General features: G+C 71.6%; 24 protein-coding genes and 1 pseudogene. 15 read left to right on the plus strand and 10 right to left on the minus strand.

The window, feature by feature from the left end:
* Positions 1–130: 130 nt before the first annotated feature.
* The 3 genes from ACWBNA_RS10300 (at position 131) to ACWBNA_RS10310 (ending at position 3,214) form a co-directional block, all read left to right on the plus strand.
* On the plus strand, positions 131–1,807 hold the full coding sequence (locus tag ACWBNA_RS10300) for a cellulase family glycosylhydrolase (RefSeq protein WP_482703950.1): 1,677 nt from the start codon (positions 131–133) through the stop codon (positions 1,805–1,807).
* Between the two features lie 375 nt (positions 1,808–2,182).
* Positions 2,183–2,434, plus strand: coding sequence for a hypothetical protein (locus tag ACWBNA_RS10305; RefSeq protein WP_482703951.1), 252 nt, complete (start codon positions 2,183–2,185; stop codon positions 2,432–2,434).
* Between the two features lie 378 nt (positions 2,435–2,812).
* A complete protein-coding gene (locus ACWBNA_RS10310; RefSeq protein WP_217242573.1) occupies positions 2,813–3,214 on the plus strand; it encodes an SseB family protein in 402 nt (133 codons plus the stop codon).
* Between the two features lie 140 nt (positions 3,215–3,354).
* Here ACWBNA_RS10310 and ACWBNA_RS10315 read toward each other — a convergent pair whose 3' ends face one another.
* The 7 genes from ACWBNA_RS10315 to ACWBNA_RS10345 form a co-directional block, all read right to left on the minus strand.
* On the minus strand, positions 3,355–4,731 hold the full coding sequence (locus ACWBNA_RS10315) for an FAD-binding oxidoreductase (RefSeq protein ID WP_482703952.1): 1,377 nt from the start codon (positions 4,729–4,731) through the stop codon (positions 3,355–3,357).
* Positions 4,732–4,875: 144 nt separating this feature from the next.
* Positions 4,876–5,973 (minus strand): LLM class flavin-dependent oxidoreductase, encoded by a 1,098-nt coding sequence (locus ACWBNA_RS10320; RefSeq protein WP_482703953.1) that lies wholly within the window; start codon positions 5,971–5,973, stop codon positions 4,876–4,878.
* Positions 5,974–6,000: 27 nt separating this feature from the next.
* Positions 6,001–6,969: an ABC transporter substrate-binding protein gene (locus ACWBNA_RS10325; RefSeq protein WP_482703954.1), complete on the minus strand. Its 969-nt coding sequence runs from the start codon at positions 6,967–6,969 to the stop codon at positions 6,001–6,003.
* Positions 6,966–7,682 carry an ABC transporter ATP-binding protein gene (locus tag ACWBNA_RS10330; protein WP_482703955.1) on the minus strand — a complete coding sequence of 239 codons (717 nt, stop codon included), beginning with the start codon at positions 7,680–7,682 and terminating at the stop codon, positions 6,966–6,968. The genes ACWBNA_RS10325 and ACWBNA_RS10330 overlap by 4 nt, the downstream gene beginning before the upstream one ends.
* Positions 7,683–7,687: 5 nt before the next feature.
* The gene (locus ACWBNA_RS10335) at positions 7,688–8,569 is read right to left on the minus strand and encodes an ABC transporter permease (protein ID WP_482703956.1); all 882 of its coding nucleotides are present in this window, start codon (positions 8,567–8,569) and stop codon (positions 7,688–7,690) included.
* Positions 8,570–8,583: 14 nt separating this feature from the next.
* On the minus strand, positions 8,584–9,423 hold the full coding sequence (locus tag ACWBNA_RS10340) for a sulfurtransferase (RefSeq protein WP_482703957.1): 840 nt from the start codon (positions 9,421–9,423) through the stop codon (positions 8,584–8,586).
* Positions 9,420–10,124 carry an alpha/beta fold hydrolase domain-containing protein gene (locus ACWBNA_RS10345; RefSeq protein WP_482703958.1) on the minus strand — a complete coding sequence of 235 codons (705 nt, stop codon included), beginning with the start codon at positions 10,122–10,124 and terminating at the stop codon, positions 9,420–9,422. The genes ACWBNA_RS10340 and ACWBNA_RS10345 overlap by 4 nt, the downstream gene beginning before the upstream one ends.
* A 381-nt stretch (positions 10,125–10,505) precedes the next feature.
* Here ACWBNA_RS10345 and ACWBNA_RS10350 point away from each other — a divergent pair, with 381 nt between their 5' ends.
* On the plus strand, positions 10,506–11,354 hold the full coding sequence (locus tag ACWBNA_RS10350) for a LysR family transcriptional regulator (protein WP_482703960.1): 849 nt from the start codon (positions 10,506–10,508) through the stop codon (positions 11,352–11,354).
* Positions 11,355–11,498: 144 nt separating this feature from the next.
* Here the strand turns inward: ACWBNA_RS10350 and ACWBNA_RS10355 are convergent, their stop codons facing one another.
* The 3 genes from ACWBNA_RS10355 to ACWBNA_RS10365 form a co-directional block, all read right to left on the minus strand.
* Complete coding sequence (locus tag ACWBNA_RS10355) at positions 11,499–11,885, minus strand: MarR family winged helix-turn-helix transcriptional regulator (RefSeq protein WP_482703962.1); 387 nt, start codon at positions 11,883–11,885, stop codon at positions 11,499–11,501.
* 103 nt (positions 11,886–11,988) lie between these two features.
* The gene (locus tag ACWBNA_RS10360) at positions 11,989–12,333 is read right to left on the minus strand and encodes a VOC family protein (protein ID WP_482703963.1); all 345 of its coding nucleotides are present in this window, start codon (positions 12,331–12,333) and stop codon (positions 11,989–11,991) included.
* A gap of 515 nt (positions 12,334–12,848) precedes the next feature.
* Complete coding sequence (locus tag ACWBNA_RS10365) at positions 12,849–13,880, minus strand: LacI family DNA-binding transcriptional regulator (protein WP_482703964.1); 1,032 nt, start codon at positions 13,878–13,880, stop codon at positions 12,849–12,851.
* A gap of 198 nt (positions 13,881–14,078) precedes the next feature.
* Here ACWBNA_RS10365 and ACWBNA_RS10370 point away from each other — a divergent pair, with 198 nt between their 5' ends.
* From ACWBNA_RS10370 to aspA, 11 genes and pseudogenes are all read left to right on the plus strand, one after another.
* Positions 14,079–16,100 (plus strand): beta-galactosidase, encoded by a 2,022-nt coding sequence (locus tag ACWBNA_RS10370; RefSeq protein WP_482703965.1) that lies wholly within the window; start codon positions 14,079–14,081, stop codon positions 16,098–16,100.
* Between the two features lie 203 nt (positions 16,101–16,303).
* On the plus strand, positions 16,304–16,591 hold the full coding sequence (locus ACWBNA_RS10375) for an ArsR family transcriptional regulator (protein WP_482703966.1): 288 nt from the start codon (positions 16,304–16,306) through the stop codon (positions 16,589–16,591).
* 65 nt (positions 16,592–16,656) lie between these two features.
* The gene (locus ACWBNA_RS10380; RefSeq protein WP_482703967.1) at positions 16,657–17,619 is read left to right on the plus strand and encodes an SMP-30/gluconolactonase/LRE family protein; all 963 of its coding nucleotides are present in this window, start codon (positions 16,657–16,659) and stop codon (positions 17,617–17,619) included.
* Positions 17,620–17,784: 165 nt separating this feature from the next.
* Positions 17,785–18,240 carry a fluoride efflux transporter CrcB gene (gene crcB, locus ACWBNA_RS10385; RefSeq protein ID WP_482703968.1) on the plus strand — a complete coding sequence of 152 codons (456 nt, stop codon included), beginning with the start codon at positions 17,785–17,787 and terminating at the stop codon, positions 18,238–18,240.
* Positions 18,237–18,611, plus strand: coding sequence for a DUF190 domain-containing protein (locus ACWBNA_RS10390; RefSeq protein ID WP_482703969.1), 375 nt, complete (start codon positions 18,237–18,239; stop codon positions 18,609–18,611). Before crcB (ACWBNA_RS10385) ends, ACWBNA_RS10390 begins: the two co-directional genes overlap by 4 nt.
* 2 nt (positions 18,612–18,613) lie before the next feature.
* Positions 18,614–18,988, plus strand: a complete 375-nt coding sequence (crcB, locus tag ACWBNA_RS10395; RefSeq protein WP_482703970.1) for a fluoride efflux transporter CrcB — start codon at positions 18,614–18,616, stop codon at positions 18,986–18,988.
* A gap of 71 nt (positions 18,989–19,059) precedes the next feature.
* The gene (locus ACWBNA_RS10400) at positions 19,060–19,896 is read left to right on the plus strand and encodes an undecaprenyl-diphosphate phosphatase (RefSeq protein WP_482703971.1); all 837 of its coding nucleotides are present in this window, start codon (positions 19,060–19,062) and stop codon (positions 19,894–19,896) included.
* 285 nt (positions 19,897–20,181) lie between these two features.
* Positions 20,182–20,859, plus strand: coding sequence for a FadR/GntR family transcriptional regulator (locus ACWBNA_RS10405; protein ID WP_482703985.1), 678 nt, complete (start codon positions 20,182–20,184; stop codon positions 20,857–20,859).
* Positions 20,856–22,298 carry an amino acid permease gene (locus tag ACWBNA_RS10410; protein ID WP_482703972.1) on the plus strand — a complete coding sequence of 481 codons (1,443 nt, stop codon included), beginning with the start codon at positions 20,856–20,858 and terminating at the stop codon, positions 22,296–22,298. Before ACWBNA_RS10405 ends, ACWBNA_RS10410 begins: the two co-directional genes overlap by 4 nt.
* Before the next feature lie 32 nt (positions 22,299–22,330).
* Entirely contained in the window at positions 22,331–23,347 is a 1,017-nt protein-coding gene (locus tag ACWBNA_RS10415) for an asparaginase (protein WP_482703986.1), read from the plus strand.
* 198 nt (positions 23,348–23,545) lie between these two features.
* Positions 23,546–23,717: pseudogene (gene aspA / locus ACWBNA_RS10420) on the plus strand (aspartate ammonia-lyase); the annotation flags it as partial.

Consider the following 23,717-nt stretch of genomic DNA (forward strand, 5'->3'; position numbering starts at 1 on the left):
GCCCCTTCGTTCGTCACGTGACGATGCGTGCGCGATGTCTTGACGTGTACTTGGCATAGTGGCTTCATGGGAGCGCTCCCATGACACCTCTGATGCCTGAGTTTCTCGGCGCTCACCCCCTGGAGTCGCAATGAGAACGAGAAGAAGCACGACACGAAAGGACCCGTTGGGCCGTCTGCTGACCGGCCTCGCCACCCTGATCGGCCTCGTGGTGCTCGGCGTCCTCTGCCCCGTCGTGGCCCAAGCCCAAGTCCAGGCCCAGGCGCAGGCCGAAGTCCAGGCCACCGGCCTGCACATCAGTGACGGCCGACTGCTGGAGGGCAACGGCAACGACTTCGTCATGCGCGGCGTCAACCACGCGCACACCTGGTACCCGGGCGAGACGCAGTCGCTGGCCGACATCAAGGCACTGGGCGCCAACAGCGTCCGCGTCGTGCTCTCCGACGGCCACCGCTGGACCGAGAACAGCCCTGCCGACGTGGCGAACATCGTCGACCAGTGCAAGGCCAACCGGCTGATCTGCGTACTGGAGGTGCACGACACCACCGGCTACGGAGAGGAGGCCGCGGCCGGAACGCTCGACCACGCCGCCGACTACTGGATCGGGCTCAAGGACGTCCTCGCCGGTGAAGAGAACTACGTCATCATCAACATCGGCAACGAGCCCTGGGGCAACACCGACCCCGCCGGCTGGACCGACCCGACGATCGCGGCGGTGAAGAAGCTGCGCACCGCCGGATTCGAGCACACGATCATGGTGGACGCGCCCAACTGGGGCCAGGACTGGCAGGGTGTCATGCGCGCCAACGCCCAGGCCGTCTACGACGCCGACGTCACCGGCAACCTGATCTTCTCGATCCACATGTACAGCGTCTACGACACCGCCCAGGAGATCACCGACTACCTGAACGCCTTCGCCGACGCCCAACTGCCCATTCTCATCGGCGAGTTCGGAGGGCCGGCCGACCAGTGGGGCGACCCGGACGAGGACACCATGATGGCCACCGCCGAGCAGCTCGACCTCGGCTATCTAGCCTGGTCCTGGAGCGGAAACACCGACCCGATCCTCGACCTGTCGATCGGCTTCGATTCCGACCGGCTCAGCTCATGGGGCCAGCGCATCTTCAACGGCGCCAACGGCATCGCCCAGACCTCCGAGGAAGCCACCGTCTTCGGGGGCGGAAACCCGGGGGATACCCAGGCCCCGACCGTACCCGGTACCCCGACCGCATCCTCCGTGACGGCCACCTCCGCCGCCCTCGGCTGGACCGCGTCCACCGACAACGTCGGCGTCGCCGGCTATGACGTGGTCCGGGTCAGCGGCAGCACCGAGACCAAGGTCGCCGCCTCCGCCACCAACTCGGTGACGGTCACCGGCCTCACCGCCGCCACGGCGTACACCTTCGCCGTCTACGCCCGGGACGCGGCCGGGAACCGCTCGGCCCGCTCGGCCACGGTGAACGTCAGCACGAGCAGCGCCCCGAGCGGGAACTGCTCCGTCGCCTACCGTGCCACCAACGAGTGGTCCGGCGGCTTCCAGGGCGAAATCGTCATCCGCAACACCGGCACCGCCGCCATCAGCGGCTGGACGTTGGTCTTCACCTTCGCCAACGGCCAGACCGTCAACAACATGTGGGGCGGGACGCCCACCCAGAGCGGCGGCACCGTGAGCGTCGCCCCCGCGTCCTACACGTCCACCATTCCGGCCGCCGGCTCGGTCACCCTCGGCTTCATCGCCAACAAGGGAGCCACCAACACCGCGCCGGCCGCGTTCACGCTCAACGGAACGGCCTGCGCGACGGCTTGACCCGAGGCACGGCCCATCTCGCTGTGACCGTCGTCATGAACGTGAGAGGCATGCGTCCATGACGACGGTCACGCCTCTCGGAAGGCCGGTGCACGCAGGGCCCGGTGGAGGTCTCGGCGAACCGCTGCCCGCCAGGTGGACTGGGGCGGCCGCAGGTTTCCCGTTCGGCTCCAACTGCCGGATGAACCGCGCCGAGTCGGGCGCCGGCCGACCCCGACGCATACCTCGGACGGCGGCACCGTCGCGATCAGCCGTCATGCGGCCCGTGCGTCTCACATGCACCACCGGCATTGGTGTACATGCCATCCATATTGTTCTACCGCTCGGGGCACGGTCCGCGTCCTCGCCGAAGGCCGGGTCGCGGGCATCGCCTGTGTGTCCCTGCACGCCGTCGCCGCCCGCCGCGGCGTCGGCGCGCTGCCCGCCTCGGTCGCGGCCGGAAACCCGGACCCCGACGTCCGGTACCTCCCGGTCGCCGGTGCCCCGCCCGCCGTCCCCTCGTACGTGCGTCCGCGCACCAGCCCGCATCCGCACGCCGCACCCCTGGCGGCCGCGCTGACCGGGAGCCCCGCCCGCCGCACCGGGAGCAAGGCCGCTACGGTCGTCTCCGGGCTCCGCACGCCGTGACCACCTGCCGGGCAGGGCGATGCCGCCAACTGGTTCGTGACCGAGATGAAGGGTGAGACCTTCCGGGCGTGCTCGGCCGGGAACCACTGGTGGCAGTACGAGGACGGACAACGGCAGGTGGGCTGGGTACCCGGCGTCTACTTCGCGGGCGGCGACGACACCGAGGACGACGCCGGGTTGCTGATGCCGGCACGTACACGTGCGCAAACACGCGCCCGCGGCTGCCCTTCCGGGCACGCTGAATGCCGAGCCGTCCGTCATCCGTCGAGATCCGTATGAATGCTCCGGCTGCGGTCGGGTACGCGAGCAGGACCGCACTCGGGGCGATCTTGCCCCGCGCGGGCCGCACGACCGCCGCTATCAGGGGAATCATCACTTATGGAAACTCCCGCTTACGACAACACCGTCACACCGGCCCGGCGGGCGCTTGACGCGCTGGCCGAGAACACCGAGGACACGGCGGCACTGGCCACTCTCGCGAGCAGCGAGGTGCTGGTGCCGGTGCCCGACGACGCCGGTCAGGAGGATGCCGCTGATTCCAGCGTGGTGGCGCTGCCGGTCCTCGAGCAGCCGGACGGCGCTCCCGTGGTGCCCGTCTTCACCTCAGAGCCGGAGATGGCCGAGCTTTTGCCGTACGTCTCCCGCTACCGTCTGGTCCCGCTGGGCGCACTCGCCGCGCAGTGGCCGGCCGACGACCTGTCCCTGACCATCGACGCGAACTCCGCGCATCCGCTGACCCTCACGTCGGAGGGCGTCCGCACCCTGCTGGCGAGGCCGTAGAGGCGAGCGGATCGGGCCCGGCCACCGCTCAGCGGCAGGGGGATCGGCCGGGCCAGGACCGGCATGCGCGACCGGGGTGCGGGCAGGCTCTTGCCCCCGCACCCCGGTTTTTCGCATGCCCGGCAACGACACGGCACGCCTCACAGGCACTTGCCGGGATTGAGGATCCCCCGGGGATCGAACACCTCCTTCAGCCGCCGCTGCAGCGCGTGGGCCGCGGGGCCGAGCTCCTCGGCGACCCACTGCCGCTTCAGCAGGCCCACCCCGTGCTCGCCGGTCAGTGTCCCGCCCAGCCGCAGTGCCAGGGCGAAGATCGCGCCGGCCGCCTCCCACGCGGCCTCCGGCAGCCGGTCCAGGGACGGGTCCACGACGAGGATGGGGTGCAGATTGCCGTCCGCCGCGTGGGCGAGGGTGAACACCGGTACGTCGTGGCGTGCGGAGATCGCCCGTATACCGCGCACCGCCTCGGCCAGCCGTGAGCGCGGGACCGCGATGTCCTCGATGAGCGGACGGCCCAACCGCTCCAGCGCGGGCAGCGCCAGCCGGCGGGCCGCCAGCAGGGCCTCCGCCTCGGCCGGGTCCTCGGTCGTCTCCACCGTCGTGGCCGACGCAGCGACCAGCCGGGCCACCGCCGCGGCCTCCGCCGCCGCGCCCGCGCCGTCGCACTGCACCACCAGCAGCGCCGCGCCCCGCTCCCGCAGCGCCGGGTCGATGGCCCGTAGCACGGGCCCGTCGACCAGCTCCGCCAGCGCGGGCTCGACCCCGGCCCGGGTGATCGCGTACGAGGCCTCGGCGGCCTCCTCGAAGGACGCGAAGTAGGCGGCCAGCGTTGCCGTCGCCACCGGAACGGGCCGCAGTCGCAGCGTGGCCGACGTGATCACCGCGAGGGTGCCCTCCGAACCGGTGAGCAGGGCGGTCAGGTCGTAGCCGGTGACGCCCTTGACCGTACGGCGCCCGGTCCTGACCACCGTCCCGTCGGCGAGGACCGCCTCCAGACCCAGGACGCTGTCCCGGGTGACCCCGTACTTCGCGCACCGCAAACCGCCCGCGTTGGTCGCGATGTTCCCGCCGATGGTGGACAGCGCCGCGCTCGCCGGGTCGGGCGCGTACCGCAGTTTGTGCGCAGCCGCCGCCCGGTCCAGTTCAGCCGTGATGACGCCGGGTTCGACGACGGCGAGCTGGTCGTCGGCGTTGAGTTCGAGGATGCGGTTCATCGCGGACAAGTCCAGGACCAGGGAGCCCTCGTTCGCCGTGGCGCCGCCCGACAGACCGGTACCCGCGCCGCGCGGCACCACCGGCACGCGCAGCGCGTGCGCGTGCCGGAGGGTGACCGTCACGTCCTCCGTCCGCCGGGCGTGCACGACGGCCAGGGCCTCGCCGTCCGGGCGGCTGCCGGAACGGTCGGTGGCGTGCGCGGCGAGCACGGCGGGGTCGGTGGTCAGCCGGTCGGGCGGCAGATCGCGGGCGAGCAGCCCGAGGAGCCTGGCGGAGGCGGTTCGTTCCGGTGCGGTGGTCATCGGTCCAACACCTTCGATTCCGGTGCGGTGGTCACTGGGGCGACGCCTTCCGTGCGCGACGCGCCAGTCACGCGTCCTGTCCTTTCCGTTGCGAGGGCGGCGACGGACGTGCGCACGGTGCGACGGGACAACACGGGATCTCCATCAGGCGGCTTGGGTCGTGGTGCGGTGGGCGAGTTCCTGACGCACCAGCGGCAGGACGTGACGGGCGTAGTCGATGGCGTCGTTGAGCGGGTCGTAGCCCCGGATCGACAGCAGGTCGCAGCCGATGTCGACGTAGTCGAGCAGCGCCTTCGCCACCGTCTCGGGCGAGCCGACCAGCGCCGTCGAGGCGCCGGCCGCGTTGGTGGCGACCGCCGGGGCGGTCCACAGGCAGCGGTCGTGCACCTCGCCGCGCTCGGCGATGTCCAGCAGGCGCTGCGAACCCACGTTGTCCGGGCGGCCGCTGGTGCGGTAGTGGCGCAGCAGCTCGGTGTTGCGGGCCTGGTCCTGGAGCACCCCCAGGGTGCGGTGCGCCTTCTCCCAGGCCAGTTCGTCGGTGGGCGCGATGATCGGACGGAACGACACCCAGATACGGGGACGGGGACGCCCGGCGGCATCCGCGATCGCGTTGACGGCGGCGATCTGCTCGGCCGTCTCCTTCAGCGGCTCGCCCCACAGCCCGAAGATGTCGCCCTGCTGACCGCCGACCCGGTACGCGTCCGGGGACGAGCCGCCCACCGAGACGGGCACCAGCCCGTTCACCGGCTTCACGTCCGAGTAGTAGTCCTCGAAGGTGAAGTACCTGCCCTTGTGCGAGACCGGTCCGTCGGCCTGCCACACCTTTCGCAGGATCTGGATGTACTCGTCCGAACGCGCGTACCGCTCCGCCTTGCCCAGGTAGTCGCCCTCCCGGCGCTGCTCCTCGTCGCTGCCGCCGGAGATGATGTGCACGCTCAGCCGGCCGTTGCTGATCCGGTCCAGCGTGGCGAGGGCGCGGGCGGCATGCGTCGGGAAGATCACGCCCGGCCGGTGCGCCAGGATCGGGCGGATGCGCTCGGTGTGGGTGGCGACGAACTGGGCGACCTGGAAGGCGTCCGGGGACGCCGAGTGGTAGGCGACGAGGGTGTGGTCGAAGCCGCCGTCGTCGAGGGTGCGGGCGTACGTGCGCAGGTGGTCGGGGTCGAAGCCGGTGCGGCTCGCGGCGGCCGGACCGGAGGCCGCGGAGTCGGTGTGGACGGCGCTGATGAACTCGACAGGCATGTGCAGCTCCTGATCAGTGAGAAGGGATCAGTCGAGGAGGGAGGTGTCGGCCGACTGGGCCACGTCGACGTTGGGCTCCAGCACACCGATCCCGTTCATGAGGTCGGCCACGCCCTGGACCGTCTTGTTGACGTCCAAAGAGACCGGCAGGACCTTGCTGTACGCGGCGGAGGCCAGTGTCTTCGCCACGGAGGGGTCCGCGCCGTTGCGCTGTTCGATGGCCTTCGCGTACGCGTCCTGGTGCGTGCTGGTCCACTTCAGTGCCGTACCGAGGCGCTTGAGGAAGTCGGCGAGCGCGGCCTTCTTCGGGGAGTCGGCGAGCGCCTTGTCGGACGCGCCGACGAAGCCGTAGCCGCTGACCCGTCCGTCGGCGCCGTCGACGAGCAGTTTGCCGCCCTGTTCCAGGCCGACGGCCTGGTAGACGCCGAAGGTCGCCCAGGCCTTGATCCTCCCGGAGGCGAACGCGGCCTGCGCGTCGGTGGGCAGCAGGTACTGCACCTTCACGTCCGAGTAGCTGAGGCCGTTCTGCTTGAGCGCGTTGGCCAGCAGGTACTCGGAGACGCTGCCCTTCGCCGAGGACACCACGACCTTCCGGCCCTTGAGGTCCTTGACGCTGTCGATGCCGGAGTCCTTGCCGACGACGATGCCGACATGCCGGCCGTCGTTCTTGAGGGCGGCCACGTTCTTGAACCGCACTCCGCCGCTCAGCGCCTGGAGCGCGGGCAGGTCCGCGGAGTAGGTGGTGTCGGCGGCGCCCGCCTGCACGGCCTGGTAGAGCGGGGCAGCGCCCTCGAACTCGGCCCACTTCACCTCGTAGCCGGCGCCCTTCAGGGCGCCGGAGGCGGCGACGATCGTCTGCAGGGTCTTGGCCTGGTCACCGATGGTGAGCGTGACCCGGCCCTTTCCGGAGGCGTCCGCCGAGGAGTCCGCGCCGCAGGCGGTCAGCGTCAGCAGGGCGGAGAAGCTCAGCGTGGCGGCTGCGAATCGGCGTATCACGAGGGGGTTCCTTCCAGAGTGCGGGTTACGCCGAGCCAGTTCAGGAGGCGGGCGCGCAGGGTGACGAACTCGGGGGCGGTGAGGTCGCGGGGGCGGGGCAGGTCGACGGTGAGTTCGTGGGCGATGCGGCCCTCGTCCATCACCAGGACGCGGTCGGCGAGCAGCAGTGCCTCCTCCACGTCGTGGGTGACCAGGAGGACCGCGCAGCCGTGCCGCTGCCACAGCTCGGCGACCAGCTGCTGCACCCTGCCCCGGGTCAGCGCGTCGAGGGCGCCGAACGGCTCGTCCAGGAGCAGCAGTTCGGGCTCGCGCACCAGGGCGCGGGCCAGGGAGACGCGCTGGGCCTGCCCGCCGGAGAGCGTCCTGGGCCAGACGCCCGCGCGCTCCGCGATGCCGACCTCGGCGAGGGCCTTGTCGGCCAGTTCCCGGTCGGGCCGTCCGGGCAGTCCGAGGACGACGTTGCGCCACACCTTCAGCCAGGGCAGCAGCCGCGGTGACTGGAAGGCGGCACTGCGGCGGGCCGGCACGGTCACCTCGCCGCCGATCTCGTCGTCGAGTCCGGCGAGGATCCGCAGCAGCGTCGACTTGCCGCAGCCGCTGTGCCCCAAGAGGGCCACGAACTCGCCCTCGCGGATGTCGAGATCCAGGTCGTGCAGGACGGTGTTGCCGTCGAAGGCCCGGGAAAGCCCCCGTGTTTCCACGCTGTTGGCCATGACGCTCACGCCTCGCCCTCGAAGTTGGCGCGCCAGGTCAGCAGGCGGCGCGAAAGGATCCGTACGGCGAAGTCGCAGGCCAGCCCGAGCAGTGCGTACACGACGAGGCACAGCACGATGACGTCCGTACGGAAGTACTGCTGCGCGTTGCTCATCAGATAGCCGAGGCCGGCGTCCGCGTTGATCTGCTCGGCGAAGACCAGGGCCAGCCACGCGGTCGACAGCGCGTACCGGAGTCCGACCAGGGCCCCGGGCAGCGCGCTCGGCAGGATCACGTACGTGATCAGCCCGAGTCGGCCGAGCCCCATCATCCGTGCCGCCTCGACGAGTTGGGCGTCGGTGGAGCGGATGCCGCCGTAGATGTTGAAGTACAGCGGGTATGTCACCCCGAGCGCGACCAGGGCGATCTTCGGGGTCTCCTCGATGCCGAACCAGACGATGAACAGGGGGATCAGGCCCACCCAGGGGATCGCCCGGAACATGCCCATCGAGGAGTCGATGACGTCCTCGCCGAGCCGGAACAGCCCGGCCAGCAGGGACAGGCTCAGCGCGATGCTCGCGCCGATCAGGAAGCCGACGGCGGCCCGGCGGCCCGACGCGGCGATGGCGTCCGGCAGTTCGCCGCTCTTGGTGAGCTCCACGGCCTGGCGTACGACGTCCACGGGGGAGGCCAGCACGGATTCCGGGAGCAGGCCCGTGGCCGAGGTCAGGAACCACAGGAAAACCAGGCCCACCGGGCCCGCGGACCGGCGTACGGAGCGGGGGACGGTGAGGCGGCGGCCGGTCCTGATCGTGCCGCGGATGGTGACACGGCCGGTCGGAGGGGGCGTGTCCGAGGCTGCCGCCTGGCGCGGCGGTACCGTCGCGGCCGGCGGTTTCGTCGTCATGGGTGAGTTCGTCGTCACGGGTGGTTTCCCTTCACGGCCGGACGGTCGGGATCGGCCGACCAGGCCGACCAGGAGCCGGGGAAGAGCACCGCCTCGAACCCGGCGAGCTCCAGTGCGGCGATCTGGTGGGCGGCGGTGACACCGGAGCCGCAGTACACCCCGACGCGGGAGGCCCCTGCGACCCCCTTCTCCTCGAACCGTTTGCGCAGTTCCTCGGGCGGCAGGAAGGTGCCGTCCGCCGCGAGGTTCTCCCCGGTGGGGGCACAGACGGCGCCCGGGATGTGCCCCGCCCGCGGGTCCACCGGCTCCACCTCGCCGCGGTACCGTTCGGCGGCCCGCGCGTCCAACAGCAGTGCGGACGCGGCGAGTTCGGCGGCGCCGTCGGCATCGGTCACCGGCAGGCCGCCGGGACGCAGCACGACGTCGCCGGGCGGCGGGTCGGCCGGGACACCGGACTCCAGCGCCTGCCCGGCAGCTCGCCAGGCGTCGAGTGCCCCGTCGAGGAGGGTGACCTGGGCGAGGCCCGCGTACCGCAGGAGCCACCAGGCGCGAGCGGCGGCGGTGTTGCCCAGGTCGTCGTGGACGACGACGCGTTGTCCCTGCCCGATGCCCCACCGGCGTGCCGCGGCCTGCAGGTCCGCGATCCGGGGCAGCGGATGCCGGCCGCCCTCCGGGCTCGGCGGAGCGGCCAGTTCCGTGTCGAGGTCGACGTAGACCGCGCCCGGGATGTGGCCGTCGGCGTAGTGGTCGCGGCCGTGCGGATCACCCAGGGCCCAGCGGACGTCGAGGACGACCGGGGGCGTGTCGGAGGCGAGCAGGTCGCGGAGCTCGGGGACGGTGGTGGTCACGCTCATGCCGGGCCCTCCGCGATCGTGGGCAGTTCGGGGGACAGGCGCAGCCGCTCCAGGAACAGCACGACGGTCGCGGCGGCCGTGCGGTGCAGCGCGTCGTTGAGGACGTCGTGGCGGCCGCCGTTGAAGGTCACCGTCCGTACGTGCGGGTGTCCCGCGTAGGCGTCCCGTGCCTGGGCGAGAGGGCTCACCCTGTCCTCCCGGCCGTGCAGGGCGAGTACGGGAACCCGCACGAGGCCGAGACGCGGCTCGGGCGGCTCCGGGTGCTCGTCGAGTGCCCCGCGCCGGAACTCGGGGTCCTCGGCGAGGCGGGACCGGTGGGTGGGACAGGCGGTGCGGGCCTCGACCTCCGCCTCCCAACTCCCCGCGGTCCAGGGCGTGGTGGGCAGACCGGCCAGGATCAGCGCGTCGAGGCCCGGGATCTGCTCGGCGGCCAGCTCGGCGGCGTAAAGGGCGCCCGTGTCCGAGCCGACGAGGACCTTCGGGCCGGGCAGCGACTCGTCGGCGAGCAGCTTCGCCGCCAGGTCGAGCACGGACGGATCGGCGGACGGGTCGCCGAGGGCACGGACCCGATAGGCGTCGAAGGCGAGCCGACGGCCGAACCGCTCGTACACACCGCCGTGTTCACCTCGGCCGGCCAGCACGATCAACGTGCCGCGCGCGGCGAGGCCTTCGGGTTCGTCCCAGGAGAAGGATGAGGTCATGAGGGGGCAGCTCCCGTTTCTGGGCAGGGGCATGGCCATGTCCGGGGAAAGGACTTCCGGGCCGGTGGTTTCCGGGCAAGGGGGAGGCGTTCGGAAAAGGGCAGCCGACGGCGACTGTCACGTGTCAGCGAAACGGCAATGAGGACGTGATCGACGCGGCTTGCGGAGAGACGCCGGTGAGCGGCGGGAGGTCAGCGACAGCGCGCGCTGCACGCCACGCCGAAGTCAATGACTCGGCGCTGCGTCAGAAGGGCAGCGGAAGCGGTCGTGTGCAACATGCGCCCATCATGACCGGCGGCGGCGGACCGCGTCCAACGACGATTCCGCATCGAAACCGATCAGACATCGCGATCGGTCCCCGGTGGCCGCTAGTGTCACGGCATGCCCCAACCAGTCCTCGACATCGTGGCCCTGCGCAGTCTGACCGCGATCGCCGACTGCGGCGGCTTCCACCGTGCCGCCCGGACCCTTTCCCTGAGCCAGTCGGCGGTCAGCCAGCACGTCCGGAAACTGGAGAAGACCCTGGGCCTGCCCGTCGTGGAACGCGAGGGACGCGGCACGCGGTTCACCCCCGAGGGCCGTCGGCTGCTGGAACAGGCCCGCCGCATCCTCGCCGTGCACGACGAGGCCGTACGCGCTCTGCTGGAATCCGACGGCGACACCGTCACCGTCGGCACCACCGAGCACGCCGCCGACCAGTTCCTACCCCGGCTCACCGCCGCGGTCCAGGAGGTACGGCCCGGCTGCCGGGTCCGTTTCCGCATCGACCGTTCCGCCCGCCTCGTCGAGGCCGTGGAGCGCGGCAGCGTCGACGTGGCGGTGTACGTCACGGAGGCCGCCGCCACCGAGGGCACCCCCGTCGGCGGCCTCCCGCTCACCTGGCACGCCGTCCCCGGCTGGGAGCCGCCGCCCGCACCGGCCGCCGTTCCGCTGGTCGCGATCGAGGACCCCTGCGCGATCCGCCGCCGGGCCATCTCCACCCTCGCCGCGCAGGGCGTGCCCGCCACGGTCGTCGGCGACGCCGGCTACCTCGCGGGCGTCCTCGACATCGCCCGCACCGGGCAGGGCGTGGCCCTGCTCGCCGCCGTGGGCCCCGCCCCCGACGGCCTGACGCCGTACGGGGGCCTCCCGGCGGTCACCCCGATCCCGATGAGCGCGCTGGCCAGGCCCGGGGCGGATCAGGCCACGGTGGAGGCCGCTTTCGCCGCCGTACGGGATCTGTTGGGCTGAGGCGGGGACGCGCTGACGCGAAGGTGCGAAGGTGCGGAGGTGCGAAGGTGCGGAGGTGCCTTGTAGCGAGCGCTGGGACCGCGGCGAGGCGGGGACGCGGCGAGGCGAGGCGGGGACGCGGCGAAGGCGGGGACCGGCCCGGCGTCAGCCCAGCGTCCGGGCCAGCACCTCGCGCTGCAGCGGCAGCACCTCGGTGTGCAGGTCACGCCCCTTGCGGGTCAGGGCGACCCAGACGCCCCGCCGGTCCTCCATGCAGACCGAGCGCTCCACCAGTCCGTCCTTCTCCAGGCGTCCGATGAGGCGGGACAGCGCGCTCTGGCTGAGGTGCACCCGTCCGGCGAGGTTCTGCACCCGGCACTGGTCGCCCTCCTCGGGCGCCTCGGAGGCGAGCACGTCCAGGACCTCGAAGTCGCTCGCGCCCAGTCCGTGCGGGTGCAGCGCGCGGTCGATCTCGCACATCGTGCGCGCGTGCACCGACAGGATGTCCCGCCACTGTTCTTCGAGCCGGGAACCGGCCGCGTTCACTGCCATGCACCAATGTTAATGCGTGTGCATCGACATCCGGAGGGAGCGGAGGGGGCAACAGCGCGGGCGTTCTGGATCCATCCGGACGGGACGGGACGGCGCCAACAGCTCAGGAGTCCTGGACGAGTCCGACGAGGTTCCCGTCCGCGTCCTTCACCGAGGCGATCATCCTGCCGCCGCCGACCTCCTGGACGTCTTGGAGCAGCTCCGCGCCGGCGTCGAGCAGGGCGGCGAGCCGGCCCCGAATGTCGGCGACGTGCCAGTAGGGGACGGGCCCGGTCATGCCCTTGGCGTGCCCGTTCGGGTCCAGGCCGACGTCCTGGCCGGAGTCCTTGAAACCGACGTAGTAGGGCTCGTCAGCGTAGGGCTCGACCTCCAGCAGGGCGCTGAACAGGGCCTTCGCCCGGGCGATGTCCTTGACGGGGTAGACGATCGTGTTGAGACCGGCGGTCATGGCGGGCTCCTCGGTGCTGCGCGGACCGACGGATTTCGTCGGTGGTCCCACGCTAGGCCGGGGGAGCGGGGAGCCGCTTCTCCGATCCTGACCGGTTACCGCGAATGAGCCGGACCACGGACCGCCGGGAGCGGGAGCGGGAGCGGGGGCGGGGGCGGGGGCACGCGGGAAGACGTTGCTCAGCCGGTCTCGGCCGCGGTCTGATGCCTCGGGTCAGTCTCGGCCGCGGGCCGGGTCTGGGTCTCCGGTCGGCCTCGGCCAGGGGGCCCGGATGGGCCTCGGGTCGGTCTCGGCTCCTGCCTGCCCGGATGCCTCGCTCAGGTCGGCCCTGGCTCCTGCCCGCCTGGATGCTTCGGGTCGGCCTCGACCCCAGCTGCCTCGACGCCTCGAATTCGGCCTCAGCCGCTGCCCCCCGTCCTGGCCCCTGCCCGCCCCGTTGCCTCAGCTCGGCCCTGGCCCCTGCCCGCCCCGATGCCTTACTCAGCTCGGCCCTGGCCCCAGCCCGCCCCGATGCCTCAGGTGGACTCCCGCTTCACCAACTCCGTCGGCAGAATCACCGCCGCCGCGTCCTCGCCGCCGATCTGCGCCAGCAGTACCCGGACCATCTCGGCGCTGATGCGGTCCCAGGGCTGGCGGATCGTCGTCAGTTCGGGTCGGGAGGCCAGGGCGGCCGGTGAGTCGTCGAAGCCGCCCACCGCCACGTCGTCCGGCACCCGGCGGCCCGCCCGCTCCAGTGCCGTCAGGACGCCCTGCGCCATCAGATCGGAGGCGACGAACACGGCGTCCACGTCCGGGGCCTGCGCGAGCAGGCGCTCGCCGCCCGCTTCGCCGCTGGCCCGGCTGTAGTCGCCGGAGACGACGAGCCGTTCGTCGATCGTGACGCCCGCCTCGGTGAGCACCTCCCGGTACCCGGCGAGGCGCTCGACACCGCCCGGTGTGTCCAGTGGGCCGGTGACAACGCCGATGCGGCGACGGCCCAGGGAGAGCAGGTGGCGCACCATGTCCCGGGCGCCGTCCCGGTCGTCGGCCGCCACGTAGCTCACCCGGGAACCGAGGCCGATCGGCTTGCCGCACGCCACCAGCGGCACGCCCGCCGCACGCAGCTCCTCGGCGATCGGGTCTCCGGAGTGGCTGGAGACCAGCAGTACCCCGTCGACGTGCCCGGCGGTGATGTAGCGCGTGATGCGCCGCCGCTCGTCCTCGGTGCCGGCCAGCATCAGCAGCAGTGGGATGTCGTGGGCGGCGAGCGCCTGGGTGCAGCCGCGCAGCAGCACGTTGAAGTTGGGGTCTTCGAAGAACCGCTCCTGCGGCTCGCTCAGCAGGAAACCCACCGAGTCGGAACGCCCGGTGATCAGCGAACGCGCGTGCCGGTTGACGACGTAGCCCGTCTTGCGGATGGCGGCGTTGACCGCCTCCTGGGCGGCGGGGCTGACGTAGTGCCCGCCGTTGAGCACGCGTGAGACGGTGCCGCGTGAGACCCCTGCCTCCCGCGCCACGTCGTGGATCGTCGGCGCTCTCCGCCGGGCCCCCGCACTGTTCATGGTCACGACTCTAAGGCCCCGGCGGTCCGATGACGGCCGCCCCGTCCACAGGCCGATCACGAGGAAGAACCCCTGGCTGTGATCGTGCACAGCAGGCTCCCAATTCGAACACTTGGCAAGCCTCACCCTCGTACGGTTATCTTGGGCCGCGCGCCGTTGACATCGTGTGTGCACGTTCCCAACCTCCAGAAACGGGAGAGACCCATGCCGGAGACCACCCCCAGGGGCCTCACCAGGCTCGCCTTCGGCGGGGACTACAACCCGGAGCAGTGGCCCGAGAGCGTCTGGGAGGAGGACGTACGGCTGATGCGGGAGGCCGGCGTCACCATGGTGAGCGTCGGGATCTTCTCCTGGGCGCTGCTGGAACCCGCCCCCGGCGCGTACGACTTCGGCTGGCTGGACCGGCTTCTGGACCTGCTGCACGACAACGGCATACGCGTCGACCTCGGCACGCCCACCGTGGTGCCCCCTGCCTGGTTCTACGGCGCCCACCCCGACGCGCTGCCCGTGACGGCCGACGGCATCCGCCTGGCGTTCGGCTCGCGCGGCGCGATCTGCCACAGCAACGCCGACTACCGCGCCGCCGCCGCGAACATCACCACCCGGCTCGCCGAGCGCTACGCCGGGCACCCGGCCCTGGCCCTGTGGCACGTGCACAACGAGTACGGCGTCCCGGTCTCCGCCTGCTACTGCGACTCCTGCGCCGCCCACTTCCGCCGCTGGCTGGCTACGACGTACGGCACCGTCGACGCCGTCAACGAGGCCTGGGGCACCGCCTTCTGGGGTCAGCGCTACGCAGGCCTCGACCAGATCAACCCGCCGCGCACGGCACCCACGGTCGGCAACCCGGGCCAGGCGCTGGACTACAAGCGGTTCGCCGACGCCACCATGCGCGAGAACTTCTGCACGGAGCGGGACATCCTGCACCGCCTCTCGCCCGGCATCCCGGTCACCACCAACTTCATGACCGCGCTCAGCCAGTGCGACTCCGTCGACTACTGGGCCTGGGGCCGCGAGGTCGACCTGGTCACCAACGACCACTACCTGATCACCGACGGCCGTCGCACCCACGTGAACCTCGCGATGGCCGCCGACCTGACCCGCTCCGTCGCGGGCGGCGCCCCGTGGCTGCTGCTGGAGCACTCCACCTCGGGCATCAACTGGCAGCCCCGCAACCCCGCCAAGGCTCCCGGCCAGATGGCCCGCAACTCCCTCGCGCACGTGGCGCGCGGCTCCGAGGGTGCCATGTTCTTCCAGTGGCGTCAGTCGCGGCGCGGCGCCGAGAAGTTCCACTCGGCGATGGTTCCGCACGGCGGCACGGAGACCCGCGTGTGGCGCGAGGTGGTCGAACTGGGGGCCTCCCTCGACTCGTTGAGCACGATCCGAGGCACTCGCACCGTCGCCGACGTGGCCGTCCTGTGGGACTGGCACTCCTGGTGGGCGCAGAACCTCCAGTGGCGCCCCAGCGAGGACCACGACCCGCGCGAGCGCGCCGACGCCTTCTACGAGGCTCTCTACGACCGCCACCTCACCGTCGACTTCGCCCACCCCGAAGCCGACTTGTCGAGGTATCCCCTTGTCGTCGTGCCCGCGCTGTACCTCATGACCGAGGCGGCCGGCCGCAACATCAAGGAGTACGTCGAGAACGGCGGCACCCTCGTCGTGTCCTACTTCTCCGGCATCGTCGACGAGCACGACGCCGTGCACGAGGGTGCCCACCCGGGGCCGCTGAGGGACGTGCTCGGCCTGACCGTCGAGGAGTTCTCGCCGCTGCTCAGGGACCAGCTGGTGCGCGTCACCGGCCCCGACGGCTCCGAGCTCACCGCGGACGTGTGGACCGAGTTCGTGGTGCCGCGCGGCGCCGAGACCGTGTGGACGTACGCCGACGGCCTGACCGCCGGGCACCCGGCCGTCACCCGGCACCGACTCGGCGAGGGCACCGCCTGGTACGTCTCCACGCGCCTGACCGCCGAGGGCCTGGACGCGCTGCTGGGCTGGGCCGTGGACGACGCCGACCTCGGCACCCGCGCAGAGCTGCCCCGCGACGTCGAGGTGGTGCGCCGGACCGGAGAGTCGGGCACCTACCTGTTCGCGATCAACCACACCGCCACGGACGTCAAGGTGCCGCTGGACGCCGACGGCACCGAGCTGCTGACCGGTGAACGCGCCACCGGCCGCCTCGGGACCCCGGCAGGGGCCGTCCGCGTCGTACGACTCGACGGCTGAACCGACTCCCCTCCGCCCGTGCGAGCGCACGAGCCGCGGGCGGAGGGGACCTCTCACCCCGCAGGGCTCGGTTGTTCGCCGAACAACCCTGCCTCGTAAGGGAGTTCGGTACCGGACAACGTTGCGGAGTCCCGTGCGCGGCGGCATCGGCTGCGCCACAGTGGGAAGACGCTGTACGAGGAGCCCGGACGGAGGGGAACGCGATGCTGAGGACTCCCACCGGCCAGAGGCGTCTGGACATCCTGGAATGGCTCAAGGACCCGGCCGCGCACTTCCCGCCGCCGCCGTACGGCGATCCCGCGACGGACGGCGTGACCGCCGACGCCGTCGCCGGGAAGCTCGGGGTCCGCCGCGCCGTCGCCGAGACCCACCTCGACCTGCTCGCGGACATCGGCCTGCTGCGCACCACGCGGATCCGGCGCCGCACCCACTACCGGCGTGACGAGATGCGGATCGCCGAAGTGGCGCGCATGTTCGAAAAGGGCTGGTAGGCGACCGGCCCGCGGGGGTACCCGCCTGCGAGGAGGATCCGCCCCCGGCAGAAGGTCAGGCGCCCATGAACCGTCCCACGGCTCTGCTTCCCCGTCACTACGTGGCGATCGGCGGCCGCGGCCCCGAGGACGTGGTGGCCGACGACCGCGGCCGCGTGCTGACCGGCGTCCAGGACGGCCGGATCCTGCGCCTGAGCGGCCTGACCGACCCCGCCACGACCCGCGTCGAGGTGCTCACCAGGACCGGCGGCAGACCGCTCGGCCTCCACCTCCTCCCCGACGACGCCCTGTTGGTGTGCGACGCCGAGCGCGGACTGCTGGGCGTGGACCTCACCGACGGCACGGTACGGGTCCTCGCCGCCTCGCTGGCGGGGGAACGGCTGCGCTTCTGCAGCAACGTGGTCGCCCTCTCCGACGGAACCGTGTACTTCACCGTCTCCAGCCGCCGCTACCCCCTTGAGGAGTGGATCGGCGACCTGGTCGAGCGCACCGGCACCGGCCGGCTCCTGCGCCTGGCCCCGGGCACGGACGAGCCCGAAGTCCTGCTGGAGGGCCTGCAGTTCGCCAACGGCCTCGCGGCGAGCGCCGACGAGACCTTCCTGGTCGTCGCCGAGACGGGCGCCTACCGGCTGACCCGGTACTGGCTCACCGGACCGAAGGCGGGCCGCGCCGAACCCTTCGTCGAGAACCTCCCGGGGATGCCCGACAACCTGTGGCGCGGCGCGCCGGACGGCCCGATCTGGGTCCCGCTGGCCGGACCCCGCGTCCCGCCCCTCGACCTGCTGCACCGCGGCACCCCCGACGTCCGCCGCACGGCCGCCCGCATCGCCGTGCGCGCCCCCTTCCGCCCCTCCGGCACGATCGGCGTCCTCGCGGTCGACGACCACGGCGAGATCGTCCACCACCTCACCCGCCGCCGCTCCGGCTTCCGCATGGTCACCAGCGTCTGCGAGACCGCCGGCCACCTGATCCTGGGCAGCCTGTGGGAGCCCGGTATCGCGGTCTGCGAGGCGCCGAACACGAAGTGACCCGGGGGCCCACCGGGGCTACCCTGTTGACCAGCCGCGATCACCACGCGGCGCGGCGGTGGGGCCCGCCGTACCCGAACCGCGGCTCGGATGCCGCCAACGGTCCCTACTTGCGATGGAGCACGCCCGCATGCCAGGGCCCCGGCGAGTAGGAGACGCACGACCATGACAGCCCAGGAGACCGACAGCGTCCGCGCCCCCGCCCCGCGGCAACCGCTCTGGCGCGGCCAGGCCCCGGTCGTCGCGGTGGTCGCGCTCGGTGGTGCCGTGGGCGCCACCGCCCGGTACGCGGCCTCCGTGTGGTGGCCCACCCAGCCGGGCGGATTCCCCTGGGCGACCTTCTGGACCAACGTCGTCGGCTGCGCCGTCATCGGCGTGTTCATGGTGGTCATCACCGACGTGTGGGCCGCTCACCGGCTCGTGCGCCCCTTCTTCGGGACCGGCGTGCTCGGCGGCTTCACCACCTTCTCGACGTACGCGGTCGACATCCAGAAGCTGGTCGACTCCGGCCATCTCCGCACGGGGCTGACGTACCTCTTCGCGACCCTGGTCGCGGCGCTCACGGCGGTGTGGCTCGCGGTCGCGGCCACCCGCCGGGTACTGAAGTGGAGGCAGTCATGACGAGGCTGACCGGCAGTGCCCTGCGGGTGACCGTCTTCGTCGGCGAGCACGACACCTGGCACCGCAAGCCCCTCTACAGCGAGATCGTGCACCGCGCCCACGGGGCCGGCCTGGCCGGCGCCAGCGTCTTCCGCGGCATCGAGGGCTTCGGCGCCTCCTCCCTGATCCACACCTCCCGGCTGCTGTCCCTGAGCGAGGACCTGCCGGTGGCCGTCGTGATCGTGGACGACGAGGAGCGTGTACGGGCGTTCCTGCCGCAGCTCGACGAACTCGTCACCGAGGGACTGGTGATCCTCGACGACTGCGAGGTCATCAGGTACGCCGGCCGTCAGGACGAAAAGGGCGATCCGGGCACGAAGGGTAAGAAGTAGTTGTGAACTGGCTGCTGGTCGTCGCGGGTGCCATGGTCGGCGCCCCACTGCGCTACCTCACCGACCGGGCGGTGCAGTCCCGGCACGACTCGGTCTTCCCCTGGGGCACCTTCGCCGTGAACCTCACCGGCTGTCTGATCCTCGGCCTCCTGACCGGCGCGGCGGCCTCGGGGGCCGCCGGTTCCCACCTCCAGCTGCTCCTGGGCACCGGCCTGTGCGGGGCGCTGACGACGTACTCGACCTTCTCGTACGAGACGCTGCGGCTGGCCGGGACGGGGGCGGGGTTCTACGCCGCCGTCAACGTGGTCGGGAGTGTCACCGCGGGTCTGGGGGCCGCCTTCGTGGGTGTGGCGGTGGCGCAGGCGGTGTGGGCGTAGGCGCTCGGCTCTCGTCTGCGTGTAGTAAGACAGACCCCGCCGTATGCACCCCCTGAGCAGAACTGGATCCCATGAGCGTCATCAGCGTCGGTCAGGCCGTCGTCCTCGGAGCCGTCGAGGGGGTGACCGAGTTCCTGCCCGTGTCCTCCACGGGTCATCTGAAGATCGTCGAGGGGCTGATGGGCATCCCCGTCGACGACGACTCCGTCGTCGGGTTCTCGGCCGTGATCCAGGTCGGGGCGATCGCCGCCGTGCTGGTGTACTTCTTCAAGGACATCGTGCGGATCGTCACGGCGTGGGGCCGCGGGCTGGTGGACAAGGAGGAGCGCTACCACCACGACTACAAGTTCGCCTGGTGGGTGATCTGCGCGACCATCCCGATCGTGGCCGTCGGTCTGGCCGCCAAGCCGCTCATCGAAGGACCGCTCGCCTCGCTGTGGGTGGTGGCGGGCTCGCTGATCGTCGGCAGCGGGGTGATGTGGGCGGCGGACCAGATGGGCCGGCACAAGCGAGGGGAGGACGACACCTCGTTCAAGGACGCCATGCTGGTGGGCAGTTCACAGATCCTCGCCCTGCTCTTCCCGGGCTTCTCGCGCTCCGGCGCCACCATGTCCACGGCGCTGATCCTGGACCTGGACCGCGTCGCCGCGACCCGGCTGTCGTTCTTCCTCGGCATCCCCGCCCTGACCGGAGCAGGCCTGTACGAACTCAAGGACGCCCTCGGCGCCGGGGTGGGGGCGGCGCCGCTCGCCGTCGGAACCGTCGTCTCCTTCGCCGTGGCCTACGCGTCCATCGCCTGGCTGCTGAAGTACGTCGCCAAGCACTCCTTCAACGCCTTCGTGGTGTACCGGCTCATCGTGGGCGTGCTGCTGTTCGGTCTGCTGGCCACGGGCGGGCTGAGCAGCTGACCGTCGGCGGCCCGGCGGTCGTCGGCCCGGGGTGAGAGGCGTCTTTCAGGCTTCCCACCCCGTGNGTGCTGCTGTTCGGTCTGCTGGCCACGGGCGGGCTGAGCAGCTGACCGTCGGCGGCCCGGCGGTCGTCGGCCCGGGGTGAGAGGCGTCTTTCAGGCTTCCCACCCCGTGAATTTGTTGTTTCAGCAACCTTGACAGGGGCCCCGCAACCCCCGGAGTATCACTCCCGTGAACCTGTCAGACAGCCAGACAGCCAGTCAGGGCCCGCGGCGCATCAGCGCCATGGAAGCGGTGCTCGGGCATCTGCGCGGCGCCATCGAGCGCGGCGAGTACGCGATCGGCGACAAGCTCCCCTCCGAGGCCGAGCTGTGCCGCACCCTCGAGGTCTCCCGCCCCGTGCTGCGCGAGGCCCTCAGGGCCCTGCAGACCATGGGGCTGACCGTCTCCAAGACCGGCAAGGGCACCTTCGTGGTCGCGAGCGCCGTCGAGGACCCCACCTTCGGCGACTACGCGGCCAGCGACCTGCTGGAGGTGCGCCGCCATGTCGAGATCCCGGTCGCCGGGTACGCGGCCCGGCGCCGCACCGCGGAGAACCTCGACCACCTGGCCCATCTCCTGGACCGGATGGAGCGGGAGACCGACACCACCGCGTGGGTCGCGATGGACACGTTGTTCCACCTCGGCGTGGCCGAGGCCGCCCAGAACCCGGTCTTCCGCCGGGTCATCGAGGAGATCCGCGACGCACTGGCCCGCCAGTCGGCGTTCCTCAACGAACTGGGCGGCCGGCGCGAGCAGTCCAACCGCGAGCACCGCGCCATCGTCGAGGCGCTGATCGACGGCTGCGAGACCGACGCGGTGGAGGCCATGGCCCACCACCTCGACCGCGTCGAGACGACCCTCACCGACATCGTGCGCCCGCAGGGCGCGGACACCCCCCTGGAAGGCGGACCCGAGGCGTGAGCGAGCAGCACCTCCAAGAGGCGACCCGCGAACAGACCGCGCACGTCGACGCCGGAGACGCCGGCTACAGCAAGTCCCTGAAGTCCCGGCACGTCAACATGATCGCCATCGGCGGGGCCATCGGCACCGGCCTCTTCCTCGGCGCCGGCGGCCGCCTCGCCGACGCCGGGCCCTCCCTCTTCGTCGCCTACGCGGTCTGCGGCCTCTTCGCCTTCCTGGTCGTCCGCGCGCTCGGTGAACTCGTCCTGTACCGGCCCTCGTCCGGTGCCTTCGTGTCGTACGCCCGTGAGTTTCTCGGCGAGAAGGGCGCCTACGTCGCGGGCTGGATGTACTTCCTCAACTGGGCCACCACCGGCATCGCCGACATCACCGCCGTGGCCGTCTACACCCACTACTGGGGCATGTTCTCCGACATCCCGCAGTGGGTGATCGCGCTCATCGCGCTCGCCGTCGTCCTCACCGTGAACCTGATATCGGTGAGAATGTTCGGCGAACTGGAGTTCTGGTTCGCGATCATCAAGGTCAGCGCGCTCGTCGTCTTCATGCTCATCGGCATCTTCCTGCTGGTCACCCAGCACCCGGTCGACGGGCACCAGCCGGGCCCGTCCCTGATCACCGACAACGGCGGCGTCTTCCCCCACGGCCTGCTGCCCATGCTGCTGATCATCCAGGGCGTGGTCTTCGCCTACGCCTCCGTCGAGCTGGTCGGCGTCGCGGCGGGCGAGACCGAGAACCCCGAGAAGATCATGCCGAAGGCGATCAACTCGATCATGTGGCGGGTCGGCCTGTTCTACGTCGGCTCGGTCGTCCTGCTGTCGATGCTGCTCCCGTGGAACAAGTACACCGCCGGCGAGAGCCCCTTCGTGACGGTGCTGTCCAACATCGGCATCCCGGCGGCCGGCGGCGTGATGAACCTCGTCGTCCTCACCGCGGCCATGTCCTCGCTCAACTCCGGCCTGTACTCCACCGGCCGCATCCTGCGCTCCATGGCGATGTCCGGTTCCGCCCCCCGGTTCACGGGCGTGATGAGCCGCAGCCAGGTGCCCTACGGCGGCATCCTGCTCACCAGCGGCATCTGCGTCCTCGGCGTCGGCCTCAACTTCGTCGTCCCCGCCGACGCGTTCGAGATCGTGCTCAACTTCGCCGCGATCGGCATCCTCTCCACCTGGGGCATGATCATGGTCTGCCATCTGATGTTCTGGCAGAAGACCCAGAAGGGCGAACTGTCCCGCCCCGGCTACCGGCTGCCGGGCTCCCCCTGGACCGAGCTCGTGACGCTGGCCTTCCTCGCCTCCGTCCTGGTCCTCATGTACGCCGACGGCGGCGCCGGCCGCACCACCGTGCTGTGCCTCCCGCTGATCGGCGGGGCGCTGGTCGTCGGCTGGTTCGCCGTCCGCGGCCGTACCGCGCGCAAGTCCACCACCGGAGCCGACGCGTGATCCACGCGCCGGCCGACCACCACCAGGCAGTGATGCACAACAACTCCGTCGCGGACGCACCCCTGATCCGTGAGCCCCTCCACGCTCCCGTCGCCCACCTCATACGCGGCGGGGTCGTGGAAGGCATCCACTACGGCTCCGTCGTCGTCCTCGACGCCGACGGCCACGTCCGCTTCCAACTGGGCGACATCGAGGCCGCCTTCTACCCCCGCTCGGCCCTCAAGCCGGTCCAGGCCGTCGCCATGGTCCGGGCGGGACTGCCACTCGACGGCGAGCTGCTCTCACTCGCCGCGGCCAGCCACTCCGGCGAGGAACGCCACCTCGCCGGCACCCGGCGGATCCTGGAACTCGCCGGGCTCACCGAGGATCACCTGCGCAACGTCACCGACCTGCCCTTCGACCCGGTCGTCCGGGACGACTGGATCCGGGACGGCAGGTTGCCCTCCCGGCTCGCCCAGAACTGCTCCGGCAAGCACGCGGCCATGCTGTACCTCTGCGAGCTCAACGGCTGGTCCCTGGACGACTACACCGATCCCGGGCACCCGCTCCAGCAGGCGATCGCCGAGATCGTCGAGGACCTCACCGGGCAGCGCATCGCCCAGGTGACCGTCGACGGCTGTGGTGCGCCGCTGTTCTCCGTCTCGCTGCACGGCCTCGCCCGTGCCGCCGCCCGGATCACCACGGCCCCGTCCGGCACCCCGGAGGCGCGTGTCGCCGACGCGATGCGCGAGCACGCCGAGATGGCGTCCGGGTCCGGCCGGGACGTGGCCGCGCTGATGCGGGCCGTGCCGGGGCTGCTGGCCAAGGACGGGTTCGAGGGGGTGCAGGTCGCGGCCCTCCCGGACGGCCGCGCGGTCGCCGTGAAGATCGCGGACGGGGCGAACCGGGCGCGCGTGCCGGTCGCCGCGGCGGCACTGGCCCGGGCGGGTGTCGACCCGCTGGCGCTCGCCGAGTTCGCGGGGGAGCCGCTGCTCGGCGGCGGCGAACCGGTCGGCTGCGTACGCCCCGTGCGGGCGCTCGACCCGGTGACCTTGTCCGCCTGTGCCTGACGGTCCGAATGCGCGCCGGACGGCAGGCCGGCCGAGCGACGCAGGGGTGCTGTGCTCGGCCGACTGCGGGTGCGCCGTGGCTGGTCGCGCAGTTCCCCGCGCCCCTGGGACGTATGCGCCGCCGGAGTCGTATCACGCGGTCTCGTCTGCTTCCGCCCGCCCCTTCACCTCCGCCCCTCAGAAAGAGGCCGCCTCCTCATGACCGCAGTCACCCGCACCGAGCACGACCTTCTCGGCGACCGTGACGTCCCCGCCGACGCGTACTGGGGTGTTCACACCCTGCGCGCCACCGAGAACTTCCCCATCACCGGCACCCGGATCTCCGCCTATCCGCACCTGATCGACGCGCTCGCCGCCGTCAAGGAGGCCG

Source organism: Streptomyces sp. Q2 (genome assembly GCF_056820935.1).

Coding starts and splice junctions, on each gene's coding strand:
- ACWBNA_RS10300 (WP_482703950.1), top strand. CDS start 131: ATGAGAACGAGAAGAAGCACGACACGAAAGGACCCGTTGGGCCGTCTG.
- ACWBNA_RS10310 (WP_217242573.1), top strand. CDS start 2,813: ATGGAAACTCCCGCTTACGACAACACCGTCACACCGGCCCGGCGGGCG.
- ACWBNA_RS10315 (WP_482703952.1), bottom strand. CDS start 4,731: ATGACCACCGCACCGGAACGAACCGCCTCCGCCAGGCTCCTCGGGCTG.
- ACWBNA_RS10320 (WP_482703953.1), bottom strand. CDS start 5,973: ATGCCTGTCGAGTTCATCAGCGCCGTCCACACCGACTCCGCGGCCTCC.
- ACWBNA_RS10330 (WP_482703955.1), bottom strand. CDS start 7,682: ATGGCCAACAGCGTGGAAACACGGGGGCTTTCCCGGGCCTTCGACGGC.
- ACWBNA_RS10335 (WP_482703956.1), bottom strand. CDS start 8,569: ATGACGACGAAACCGCCGGCCGCGACGGTACCGCCGCGCCAGGCGGCA.
- ACWBNA_RS10340 (WP_482703957.1), bottom strand. CDS start 9,423: ATGAGCGTGACCACCACCGTCCCCGAGCTCCGCGACCTGCTCGCCTCC.
- ACWBNA_RS10345 (WP_482703958.1), bottom strand. CDS start 10,124: ATGACCTCATCCTTCTCCTGGGACGAACCCGAAGGCCTCGCCGCGCGC.
- ACWBNA_RS10350 (WP_482703960.1), top strand. CDS start 10,506: ATGCCCCAACCAGTCCTCGACATCGTGGCCCTGCGCAGTCTGACCGCG.
- ACWBNA_RS10355 (WP_482703962.1), bottom strand. CDS start 11,885: ATGGCAGTGAACGCGGCCGGTTCCCGGCTCGAAGAACAGTGGCGGGAC.
- ACWBNA_RS10360 (WP_482703963.1), bottom strand. CDS start 12,333: ATGACCGCCGGTCTCAACACGATCGTCTACCCCGTCAAGGACATCGCC.
- ACWBNA_RS10370 (WP_482703965.1), top strand. CDS start 14,079: ATGCCGGAGACCACCCCCAGGGGCCTCACCAGGCTCGCCTTCGGCGGG.
- ACWBNA_RS10375 (WP_482703966.1), top strand. CDS start 16,304: ATGCTGAGGACTCCCACCGGCCAGAGGCGTCTGGACATCCTGGAATGG.
- ACWBNA_RS10380 (WP_482703967.1), top strand. CDS start 16,657: ATGAACCGTCCCACGGCTCTGCTTCCCCGTCACTACGTGGCGATCGGC.
- crcB (WP_482703968.1), top strand. CDS start 17,785: ATGACAGCCCAGGAGACCGACAGCGTCCGCGCCCCCGCCCCGCGGCAA.
- ACWBNA_RS10390 (WP_482703969.1), top strand. CDS start 18,237: ATGACGAGGCTGACCGGCAGTGCCCTGCGGGTGACCGTCTTCGTCGGC.
- ACWBNA_RS10400 (WP_482703971.1), top strand. CDS start 19,060: ATGAGCGTCATCAGCGTCGGTCAGGCCGTCGTCCTCGGAGCCGTCGAG.
- ACWBNA_RS10405 (WP_482703985.1), top strand. CDS start 20,182: ATGGAAGCGGTGCTCGGGCATCTGCGCGGCGCCATCGAGCGCGGCGAG.
- ACWBNA_RS10415 (WP_482703986.1), top strand. CDS start 22,331: ATGCACAACAACTCCGTCGCGGACGCACCCCTGATCCGTGAGCCCCTC.